The organism is Microbacterium jejuense, assembly GCF_019511665.1.
Taxonomy (GTDB): domain Bacteria; phylum Actinomycetota; class Actinomycetes; order Actinomycetales; family Microbacteriaceae; genus Microbacterium; species Microbacterium jejuense_A.
Genome location: NZ_JAEUAW010000032.1, coordinates 1 through 553, shown reverse-complemented (window position 1 = coordinate 553; position 553 = coordinate 1). Strand labels below are relative to the sequence as shown.

Below are 553 nucleotides of genomic sequence, written 5' to 3'. Positions count from 1 at the left end.
CTGTGGCGCAACATCGTCTTCGGGGCGAGCTGCGCGATCGTCGTCGGCTACTTCACGCCGCTGTTCGACCAGAGCGGCCGCCGTCAGGGGTGGCACGACCTGGCGGCGAAGGCGGTCGTCGTCGACACGCAGGCGGGGGTCTCGCCCTCGTTCGCCACGCCGGTCGCCCCTGCGGTGACGGCGAATCCGTACCTCGCGCAGCCGACCGGGATGCCGGCGCCCCTGGCCGCCCCGGCGGCACCGGCCCCGGCGCCCACGGCAGGCTTCGTCCCAGTCGACGACGCCGTCGGCGCCACCGAGCTGCGCCCGTCGGCTCCGGCGCCCGTCGCCGGGTGGACCACGCAGAGCGCCCGCGCCGCGGGTGTCACCCCTCCGGCCGCAGCGGCGCGACCGGCGGTGCCGGCGGGCGTCATCGCCCAGGTTCCGTGGCACACGTCGAATCCCGGTGACGCCGCGATCGCGAAGGCGCCGCCGGAGTTCCCCGAAGAGACGACACCGTTCCCCGCGGCGACGACGACCGAGCCGCTGGACCCGATGTCCGCCCTGTTCGGCA

Annotated in this window: 1 pseudogene; it reads left to right on the top strand. The window is 75.9% G+C overall.

Annotated features, from left to right (window positions below):
• Window positions 1–553: pseudogene (locus tag JNB62_RS19015) on the top strand (hypothetical protein); the annotation flags it as partial.